The organism is Arthrobacter sp. NPDC057013 (genome assembly GCF_042674585.1).
Classification (GTDB): Bacteria; Actinomycetota; Actinomycetes; order Actinomycetales; family Micrococcaceae; genus Arthrobacter.
In genome coordinates this window covers 180,039-189,946 of record NZ_JBHUSE010000008.1, presented here as the reverse complement: position 1 = coordinate 189,946, position 9,908 = coordinate 180,039, and the positions used below count along the sequence as shown (strand labels likewise).

The following is a 9,908-nucleotide window of genomic DNA, read 5'->3' as shown; positions in this document are numbered from 1 at the left end:
AGATCATTTTCAAGACAAACCCTTCGCGGGGGCGTCAGTCAGAACCAGAGCCACACCGGCGGCACAAGCCAATTTCATCATTACTGTCAGACCCCGGTTGCACGATGGAGCCATGGAAAATAATCAGGAATTCCACGTAACGTACTTCGACGCCGACTGCGGCCGGATCCGCACCGAGGTCTTCGAGACTGTGGCGGCGGCAGAGCGCTTCGCCAGCCGCAGCATCACCGCCGAGGACAGCTGGGCCATCGTGGACGCCGTCGCAGTCCACCAGGAACAGCTCGCCGCCTAACGCCGGCGGGGCCCTGCCCGGCCGGGGCTGCCCAACGCGGAGAGGCCCCGCCCTCCGCGCAGGCGGTCGGAGCGGGGCCTCTCGGCGGTTGCCTGGCTGTCAGGCGAAGTCGGAGACGGCCGGGTCCGGGCCGATCCTGCCGGTTCCGTCAGCGGTGCGGTCCAGCCCGTTGATGGCTTCAACGTCCCCGGCATCCAGCCTGACGTTCAGGGCGTCAAAGTTCTCACGGATCCTGGACTCGGTGACGGACTTGGGAATGACGACGTTACCGATGGCGAGATGCCATGCAATGACCACCTGCGCCGGAGTGGCGCCGTGCTTCTGTGCGATGCCCGCAATAATCGGGTCCGCCAGGAGCTCCCCGCCCTGGCCCAGCGGAGACCAGGCCTGGGTCAGGATGCCCTGGGACGCATTGAACTTCCGCAGCTCGGACTGGCTGAAGTAGGGGTGCAGTTCCACCTGGTTGATGGCCGGAACCACGCCGGTCTCGCCGATGATCCGCTGCAGGCCCTCGATAGTGAAGTTGGAGACGCCGATGGACTTCACCTTGCCGCGCTTCTGCAGTTCGATCAGCGCCTTCCAGGTGTCCACGTACTTGTCCTGCTTGGGCTGGAGCCAATGGATCAGGTAAAGATCCAGAGTTTCGAGACCCAGGCGCTCCAGGGACTCCTCGAACGCGGCGAGCGTTGATTCGTAGCCCTGGTCGGCGTTCCACAGCTTGGTGGTGATGAAGATTTCCTCCGGCGACAGTCCGGAGCTGGCAATCGCCCGGCCAACGCCGGATTCGTTGCCGTAGATCTTGGCGGTGTCGATGTGGCGGAACCCGGCCTGGAACGCCTGAAAGACGACCTTCTCGGCTACGTCGTCTTCAACCTGCCACACCCCGTAGCCCAGCTGGGGAATGGTGTTGCCGTCATTGAATGTCAGTGTTGGTGAAGAAGTCATTTGTCCATCCTGCCAACAATCGAACTGCGACCGCACCGAATATGACGAAGCTAAGCTAGCCGCGTAACGGCCCGTTCCGGGGAATATTCCGGGAGCAGGCGAAACACCGGCCGGTCAGGACTCTGAGCCGGTCAGGACTCCGAAAGGAGCCGCTCGGCGTCGGCCACCTGCTCAAACACAGTTTCCGCCCGGCGCCAGACCGATGCCGCGCCAACGGGCACCGGCCCCACGGCGAGACGGAGCATCGCGGCCGCCTCGGCGGTGGCGGCCAGCGAATTCCCCGCCTTGGACAGCGAGCGGTGAACACCTGACAGGGCGTGCGGAATATCCAGGCCGTCGCTGGGCGACCGCCGCTGCGCCTCAACGCAGATCTCCCGGACACGGCCGGAGAGGCCCGCCAGCTCGTTGGCTATCGCCACCAGCTCTGCGTAGAGCTGGTCGTCCTCCACGCCCTCGAGCACCTGGTGATACCGGTCCAGGCCGCGGTGGAACCGGTCATGGGCGCGGCGCCATAAGCCCTTGCCAAGTTCGGCATCGTCTTTCCGCCCTTGGCGGGCGGCCGTGAAAAATCCCAAAGAGGCCTACAAGTACTGGCCGGGGCCGTGGTCGGAGTCTTCCTTTCGGCCCGGGTGCAGCGGGTCGGCGCCGGGCTGGGGTGCCTTGGCACGCTGCGGCTCGCCGTTTTCGCCAATGACGACGCCGGGGGCGATGACGGTCCCCGGCGGAAGCTGCCGGAGCTGCATCTGGGCCATCGTGTGTTCCCGGGCTGCGTGCTGTGCGGCGATCGCCGTCTGGATGCCATGGAACAGGCCTTCCAGCCAGCCCACCAGCTGGGCCTGGGCGATCCGCAGTTCGGCGTCCGAGGGCGTGCCGTCCTCCGGGAAGGGCAGGCTGATCCGTTCCAGCTCCTGCACCAGTTCCGGTGCCAGGCCGTCCTCAAGCTCCTTGATGGAGCGCTCGTGGATCTCCGCAAGGCGGCCCCGGGCGGCGTCGTCCAGGGGCGCCGACTTCACCTCTTCCAGCAGTTGCCGGATCATGGTGCCGATCCGCATCACCTTGGCCGGCTCATCCACGAGATCCTGCAGGTTAGTCTTGGGCTTGTCCTCTTCGGCGAGGCGGCCAGCGGACGCATCCTGGGCAGGCCCGGCATCCAGGGTGGTGCCCTCCACAGGTACCTCGTCCTCCGCCGTCTGAGTGGGTTGAGTGTCTTCGGGATCGCTCATGCGTTCATACTCTCATGGGCCCGGAATGCGGAGTCCAGTCAATGAAGCTCCTTGACCAGGATTTCGCCTTCGTCCGTAGCGAAACCGCATTTGCGGTAGAAGCCGACTGCATAGGTGTTGGCGGGAACCCAGACCTCCGCCACTCCATTGCGCAGCATCCAGGCCTCCATTTCCGCAATCAGCGCCCTGCCGATGCCCCGGCGGCGCCATTCGGCATGGGTTCCCATCTCCATCAGCAGCAGCTCGGCCCGCGGGCCGGGCGTCCGGCGCCGCTGGATGCAGCAGTGCAGGAAACCCAAGGTCTGTCCCCCGGCCTCTGCCAGCCAGAAGAGAACCGACGGGTCGGCGAGGAAGTCCCGGGCGCCGTCGGGGTCCAATTCCCCCGACGGCGCGGTCCCCGGGTCCTCGTCAAACAGGTTGTCCGTGGCCGCCAGCGCGACAAGTGCGGCGGCCTCTGCCGGCCCGATCCTGCGCACGGCGAATCCGGCCGGCAGAACAGCCATGGTCAGCAGCACCTTCCCTGCGGGTTGGTATCCTGGCGGTCCGTCCGGTCCCGCCAGAACGCACGCTCGTCCATGGGCGGCGTGCCGTGGCCGGCCGCCGCATGGTGCTCCAGGTATTTCCGGTAGGCGTCAGCCCCCATGACCCCCTGCAGGTACCGCGAGAAGCCGCGGAAGGCCTGCGCCACCGGATGCAGCAGGCCGTCCGATCCCGCGTTGGCGCTCATCAGTGATGTCCTCCCCGCTCAACGCGCTGGTCGGCGGGCAGCTTGTTCCACTCCGCCATGAGTTCGCGCTCGGCGGCGGTGGGGATCAGCCCGGCGGGCGCATAGACCCGCGAGGGACGTGGCCGGTCCTCGTTGCTGACGTTGGGGATCCCCGCCGTCGTGTTTCGGAAGGCCTTCACGGTAGCCACCACGGCCGTGACGATGACGATGATGCTCAGGACCACGAAGATGACGGACAGCCAGCCCTGGATCATGGTGTTGCGGACCACCGCCTCCATGGCCGCCGTGGTCTTGGCCGTGCCGAAGGAGGTCTTCCCGTCGGCCAGCGCCTTGCTGAAAGCGGCGTTGTTCGCGAAGTACCCCACTGCAGGGACGGAGGAGAAGATCTTGTGGATGCTTGCCGTGATGGTGACGACGGCGGTGAAGGCCAGCGGCACGGCGACGATCCACAGGTATTTGAAGGAGCCGCGCTTGGCCGCGATGGCCATGCAAACCGCCAGGGCGATCGCGGCCAGCAACTGGTTGGCGATGCCGAAGAGCGGGAACAGCGTGTTGATGCCGCCCAGCGGGTCGGTGACGCCCATCAGCAGCACCGCGCCCCAGGCTCCCACCATGATGGCCGTACAAAGCCACGCACCGGGCCGCCACGATGCCTCCTTGAACTTCGGGGCAAAGTTCCCGATCGAATCCTGCAGCATGAACCGCGCAACGCGCGTTCCGGCGTCGACGGCGGTGAGGATAAACAGCGCCTCGAACATGATGGCGAAGTGGTACCAGAAGGCCATCATGCCCGTGCCGCCGATGAACTGCTGCATGATGTGGGCCAGGCCCACGGCGAGCGTCGGGGCACCGCCGGAGCGCGAGACGATGCTCTCCTCACCCACGTTCGAGGCGGTCTCCGCCAGGACGTCGGGGGTGATGTTGACGCCGGCCAGGCCGAGCCCGTTGACCCACTGCGCCGCCGTCTCCACCGTTCCGCCGGTCAGCGCCGCGGGGGCGTTCATGGCGAAGTAGATTCCGCGGTCGATCGAAATCGCGGCCACGAGCGCCATGATGGCCACGAAGGATTCCATCAGCATGCCGCCGTAGCCGATGAAGCGGGTCTGCCGTTCCTTCTCGATGAGCTTCGGTGTCGTGCCGGAGGAGATCAGGGCGTGGAAGCCGGACAGCGCACCGCAGGCGATGGTGACGAAGAGGAAGGGGAACAGGGCGCCGGAGAAGACCGGACCGTTCTCGCGGCCGGCGAACTCGCTGAACGCCGGAACGGTGATTTCGGGGCGCACCACGATGATGGCCACGGCCAGCATCGCGATGACGCCGATCTTCATGAACGTGGAGAGGTAGTCACGGGGTGCCAGCAGGAGCCACACGGGCAGGATGGCCGCGATGAAGCCGTAGACGATGAGGCCCCACGCGATGGTGACCTTGTCCAGGTGGAAGAACGCCGCACCCCATTCGGTGCCGGCCACGGCGCCGCCGCCGATGATGGCGGCCATGAGCAGCACGAACCCGATGATGGACACCTCCATGACCTTGCCCGGCCGCAGGTAGCGCAGGTAGACACCCATGAACAGCGCGATCGGGATGGTCATGCCCACCGAGAAGACGCCCCACGGGCTCTCGCCCAGGGCATTGACGACGACGAGCGCCAGGATCGCGACGATGATCACCATGATCAGCAGGGTGGCCACCAGGGCGGCGGTGCCGCCGATGACGCCGAGCTCCTCGCGCGCCATCTGGCCGAGGGAACGGCCGCCGCGGCGCATGGAGAAGAACATGACCAGGTAGTCCTGGACAGCGCCGGCAAGGACGACGCCGATGATGATCCAGATGGTGCCCGGGAGGTACCCCATCTGGGCGGCGATGACGGGGCCCACGAGAGGGCCGGCTCCGGCGATGGCGGCGAAGTGGTGGCCGAAGAGGACGTTGCGGTCGGTACGGACATAGTCCTTGCCGTCAGCCTTGTATTCGGCAGGTGTGGCACGGCGGTCGTCCGGCTTGAGCAGATAGCGTTCGATGACCTTCGAATAGAAGCGGTAGCCGATGAGGTACGTGCACACCGAGGCAAACACGAACCAGATGGCGTTGACCGTTTCGCCCCTGACGATGGCCAGCATGACCCAGGCCACGCCGCCCAGGAGCGCGATGGCTACCCAGAGGGCGATCTTCGCAGGGGTCCATCTGCGCTCCTCGGCGTCGCGGACCGCGTCATCGACGGACGCCGGCGGCAGCGCTTCGTCGGCGTCGGGAGTCAGTTCCCCGTCCGCCGTTCGGGTCCCGTCCTCAGGCATGGTGCCCATGTCTCCTCCTTGAGATTCCCAGTTGGCACGGACTGTGCCACGGGCACCCTACCAACCGGTAGCGCTGCACCCGCGGCCATTTGCGCGGTGCTGCCCGAGGAATCGGCGAGCGGTCCCGATGCCGCGGTAAGCGGCGCGTTCTTAGGTGCCGGGACTCCGCCGGGACACCGGCAGCCGGGCACGTGCGAAGGCCCAGGCCAGGCCGCTGCCGGTCAGCGGGACTGCAACGAGCAGGGCCAGCAGCGGCATCCACGGGATGACCGGCTCTGCGAACATCCGGGTAGCCCCGACGAGCAGGACTGCAGGGACCACGCCGGCGGCAACTCCCAGCGAGGTGCCAAGGGACGCGGTCATCAGCGACTGCGCTCCGGCCAGGGCCTTCCGCAGGCGCGGCGGCGCACCAACCCCCGCCAGCGTCATGTGGTCTGCCCGGGCATCGGCGAGCGCCAGGCCCGTGGTGATGCCGGCCGCGCTGAGGGTGATGAGTGCGCTGGTGCCAACGATCAGCCACAGCAGTTCGGACCCGGTGCGGTCCGCTCCCGGCTCCACGTAGAAGCCCATCGCCTGGATCCGGTAAACCTGCGCCAGTGCCGCGGCCGCCCTGTCCTGTTCAACGGCTTCCGGGTAGGCGGACAGCTGGGCGAGCAGTACGGAGTTGCCGACGTGGATGTCCAGCTTGGACGCGGTCTCGGGAGGAAGTACACCGTAGAACGGGATCGGCACCTCCGGCGCCTCCACGACTGCCGGCAGCTCTTTGTTGTTGTTCAGGGGCTTGTGGGCAACTGCGGAACCAGGGCCGGGAACGGGCTGGCGCACGTCATAGGACTGCAGCGTGGCCTTCCCGTCCTTTTCGAAAACCGGGTTGCTGACCACCATTCCGCCGCTGTTCAGTGCGTCCACCGCGGCAGGGCTGGGCTCCCGGCCCAGCAGAGCCCGAAGCTCGTCCACTCCGCCAACCACCAACGGCGGAAGCTGGCCGGCGGAACCCGCGGCAGACATCGATCCGTTGCACCGCCAGTCCTGCCCGTCCAGGACGCGGCCCTGCGGGGTGGCAGGGCACTCGTGGCCGGCCGGCACGGCGAGCTTGTATTGCCGGCAGTCCGCTCCGTGGTCGCTGGCGGGGCGGGATCCACCGGCGGACGCCTGCATGTTGCACTTGCTCAGCACCGGGCCCCTCAGGACCTGCGTCCACTGCACGGTGCTGAGCTCCCGCCGCAGCGCCGCGTCTACGGCGGCCGGGTCAATGTCCGGTGCGGGCGCCGTCCCCGGTGATTGGACCGGTGCGGTTTCCAGCGGCAGGGAGACCTGGTTTTCCTGTGCAGCCCACATGTGCGTACGCTTGGCCTCCGCCATCTGGCTGGCAGAGAGGACCATCGCTGCACTGGCCAGCGTAGCTGCGGCGAGGACCGCCGCGACGGCGGGCACGGTGCGGCTCCGGTTCCTGGCAGAGTCACGGGCGGCCATCCGCAGCGGCAGCGGCAGCCAGGCGGTGCGGGCCGTCAGGATCTTCACGAACGTCCCGGTTAACAGCACCAGGGCCGCCACCGCAACGACAGCGCCGCCGATGAGCAACGCCGCCACCAACGGGGTCCGGGCGGCGACGGCGTCCAGGTCACCCGTCATGCCGAGCGTTCGCCCGGCCCCGAGGCAGGTGATGGCTGCAATCAGCAGCAGGGCTCCCAGCCGCGCCGGCCAGGGCCCCGAAACAGCCGGCGCGCGGCCCGACTTCAGGGCCCCAAGCACCGCCTGCCGCGCAACCTGCCGCGCCGGAACCACCGCCGCCAGGACGCATGCCAGCAGGCCCATGGCCATGGCAGCAACGGTAGGCAGCATGTCCAGGTGGAAGCCGGGAAAGCGGACGGAGCCCAGGTGCCTGGCTACCGCCACCACCGCCGCTGCCCCGCCGGCACCCAGCACGGCACCGGCGGCCACCGCGATGGTCCCAAGCCACAGCCCGGCGGCGGTCACCACCGCCCGGACTGTGGGTGCTTCGGCGCCGTTGGCGGCCAGCAAAGCGAGCTCGCGGACCTGTCGCTTGGCGCCCACCGCAAAAGCTGCCCCGGCCAGGAGACCCACTTCGAGCAGGGCAAGAGTCCCGATCAGCACGCCGGCGACGTAGCCGGCGGCGGGCATGGCTTCGGAGCCGGTGGCTGCGCCCGACGGGACCTGCGGGTCGAGTGCCACGGCGCGGGACAATACCGCGATGCCGTCCCTGTTCAGGTCACGGATCTGGTCCCACTGGACGGGTTTTGAACCCACGAGGTAGTACATCGTTTCACCGAGCGGATACCCAGGAGCAGCCGTGCTGCCCACCGCAGCCTGGCCAGGCCTGAGGAACAGGATGGGGTTGCCGTCCGAGTAGGTGGCATCCCGAAGGGTGCCGACGACGGCGAAGGTACCGTCCGCCGTCGTAAGCCTGTCACCGAGGCGGATCCCAAAGCGTTCCAGAGCGCCGGGTGAGACGAGGATCTCGTCCTTGGCCGCGGCGGGCCTGCCGTCCAGGAGCCTGTATTTTCCGGTGAAGGCGGGGTTCAGGGCGTCGACGGCCTTGGCCATCACGGGGACATCGGACGCCCCGCCGCGGGGCGCACCGGCCCGGGATATTCCGGCCCGGACGGTAAGCGTCAGCTGCGTTTCGGTGAGGACGTCATAGCCGGCGGGAATGGCATCCCGCGGATTCCGCGGCGTGAAGTCCGGGTCGACGGTGAAGTTCCGCGTCATGGTTGCCGTCTCAAGGACAGGGTCCTGCACTGTCTCGGCGTTGGAGGCAGGCATGCTGCGGAACCGCGCCTGCGTGCTGCCCAGCTGGTACTGCACCCGTTCCGCGGGCGTTTCCTGCATGCTTTGCGCCAGGGCCGCCGCACCGGTCATGCCGGCAACGGGCAGCAGGACCAGGAGGATGATCAGCAGCGAGCGGCCTTGGTGCCGGCCGATGTCCCGGCGCGCCATCCGGAGGGCAAGGCGGAAACTGTGCCAGCGGGCGTGCGGCACCGGCGCAACATCGAGGGCCATCTCAGCCGGCCGGTGCCAGGAGAACTGCGGGATCGTGCATGGCCGCTGCCTCGTCCACGATCCGGCCGTCACGGAGGAACACCACGCGGTCCGCCCAGGCGGCATGGCGGGCCTCGTGCGTGACCAGCATGACGGCGGCGCCGGCGTCGGCCCGGGAGCGGAGCACCTCCATCACGCCGTGGCCCGTGGTGGAATCCAGCGCGCCGGTGGGTTCGTCGGCGAGGATCAGGCGGCGGCTTCCCACGATGGCGCGTGCGATGGCCACGCGCTGCTGCTGCCCGCCGGACATCTCATCCATGAACCGGTGCCCCAGCTGGGGAATCCCCACCTGCCGCAGGGCGTCGAGTGCCTGGCGGTGCGCTCTCCGCGACGGCACGCCGTCGAGCTCGAGCGGCAGGGCGACATTCTCCGCGGCCGACAGGGTCGGCACCAGGTTGAAGTCCTGGAAGACGTAGCCCACGGCACGGCGGCGGAGCCGCGCCAGCGCGTTCAGTCCCAGCCCAGCCAGCGGCGTTGACTCCACAAAGATACCGCCCGACGTCGGCCGGTCCAGTCCGCCGGCCAGCGCCAGCAGGGATGATTTCCCGGATCCGGACGGCCCCATCACCGCGACGAATTCCCCGGCGTTGACGGTGAGGTCCACATCCCGCAGGGCGGCGACGGCCGTCGCCCCCTGCCCGAACGTCCTGCTGACCTTGGCAAGTTCGAGGACCTGCTGCGGCCCCTGCACGCTCACCGGCGGTTCTCAGCTCTGAGCGGGGCAGCCTCTTCCGAAGTAACCCCATTTTTACGTGCCTGGCTACGGGGCCCGGTGGCCTGCGCAAGCTGCACCATCCGGGCCTCGCACAGGTCCAGCCAGCGGATCTCGGCCTCCGTCTGGAAGATCAGCGAGTCCAGCACCAGCAGCCAGGCCGTGTCCGCGGCCCGCTGGTTGGCGGCGGTGTCACGGCGGGACTTCGTGTAGTCCTGCAATGCCCGCATGGACGCGGCGCGCTGGGCCTGGATGATCGCTGCCACGTCCACTCCGGGCAGAGTGACGGCGAGCGCCAGCTTGATGGCGAGCTCGTTCCGCGGCGGATTGCTGCGCTCCACCGGCGTCGCAAACCAGCCCTGGACTTCGGCCCTGCCGGCTTCGGTGATGCTGTACACGACGTGGCCTTCGCCGTCACCGCCGTCGTTGCTGACCAGACCGTCACGTTCCAGCCGGTCCAGCGTGGTGTAGACCTGCCCGATGTTCAGCGGCCAGGTGGAACCGGTGCGGTCTTCGAATTCGACCCTGAGCTGGTAGCCGTAACGCGGCTGGTCCTGCAGGAGGGCGAGGAGGCTGTGGCGGATAGACATCTGGCTCCTAGGCTGGAAGTCGGCGGCATGCACACGCCCCCAAGACGTGTGCATACCGCGTATGTCCA

10 protein-coding genes are annotated in these 9,908 nt (G+C 68.0%); 1 reads left to right on the top strand and 9 read right to left on the bottom strand.

Features of this window, described 5'->3' with window-relative positions; translation table 11 throughout:
* Positions 1-112: 112 nt before the first annotated feature.
* Positions 113-292 carry a hypothetical protein gene (locus ACFTSA_RS13245; protein WP_377951827.1) on the top strand — a complete coding sequence of 60 codons (180 nt, stop codon included), beginning with the start codon at positions 113-115 and terminating at the stop codon, positions 290-292.
* 99 nt (positions 293-391) lie between these two features.
* Here ACFTSA_RS13245 and ACFTSA_RS13240 read toward each other — a convergent pair whose 3' ends face one another.
* From ACFTSA_RS13240 to ACFTSA_RS13200, 9 genes are all read right to left on the bottom strand, one after another.
* Positions 392-1,237 (bottom strand): aldo/keto reductase, encoded by an 846-nt coding sequence (locus ACFTSA_RS13240; RefSeq protein WP_377951826.1) that lies wholly within the window; start codon positions 1,235-1,237, stop codon positions 392-394.
* Between the two features lie 131 nt (positions 1,238-1,368).
* Positions 1,369-1,812, bottom strand: coding sequence for a hypothetical protein (locus ACFTSA_RS13235; RefSeq protein ID WP_377951825.1), 444 nt, complete (start codon positions 1,810-1,812; stop codon positions 1,369-1,371).
* 6 nt (positions 1,813-1,818) lie between these two features.
* The gene (locus ACFTSA_RS13230; protein WP_377951824.1) at positions 1,819-2,460 is read right to left on the bottom strand and encodes a bacterial proteasome activator family protein; all 642 of its coding nucleotides are present in this window, start codon (positions 2,458-2,460) and stop codon (positions 1,819-1,821) included.
* A 38-nt stretch (positions 2,461-2,498) separates the two neighbouring features.
* Positions 2,499-2,963, bottom strand: a complete 465-nt coding sequence (locus tag ACFTSA_RS13225; RefSeq protein WP_377951822.1) for a GNAT family N-acetyltransferase — start codon at positions 2,961-2,963, stop codon at positions 2,499-2,501.
* 2 nt (positions 2,964-2,965) lie between these two features.
* Positions 2,966-3,187, bottom strand: a complete 222-nt coding sequence (locus ACFTSA_RS13220; RefSeq protein ID WP_377951820.1) for a YbdD/YjiX family protein — start codon at positions 3,185-3,187, stop codon at positions 2,966-2,968.
* Positions 3,187-5,487 (bottom strand): carbon starvation CstA family protein, encoded by a 2,301-nt coding sequence (locus ACFTSA_RS13215; protein WP_377951818.1) that lies wholly within the window; start codon positions 5,485-5,487, stop codon positions 3,187-3,189. The genes ACFTSA_RS13220 and ACFTSA_RS13215 overlap by 1 nt, the downstream gene beginning before the upstream one ends.
* Before the next feature lie 141 nt (positions 5,488-5,628).
* Entirely contained in the window at positions 5,629-8,571 is a 2,943-nt protein-coding gene (locus ACFTSA_RS13210) for an FtsX-like permease family protein (RefSeq protein WP_377951816.1), read from the bottom strand.
* Positions 8,501-9,235, bottom strand: coding sequence for an ABC transporter ATP-binding protein (locus ACFTSA_RS13205; protein ID WP_377951815.1), 735 nt, complete (start codon positions 9,233-9,235; stop codon positions 8,501-8,503). The genes ACFTSA_RS13210 and ACFTSA_RS13205 overlap by 71 nt, the downstream gene beginning before the upstream one ends.
* Positions 9,232-9,840, bottom strand: coding sequence for a PadR family transcriptional regulator (locus ACFTSA_RS13200; RefSeq protein WP_377951813.1), 609 nt, complete (start codon positions 9,838-9,840; stop codon positions 9,232-9,234). Before ACFTSA_RS13200 ends, ACFTSA_RS13205 begins: the two co-directional genes overlap by 4 nt.
* Between the last annotated feature and the right edge of the window lie 68 nt (positions 9,841-9,908).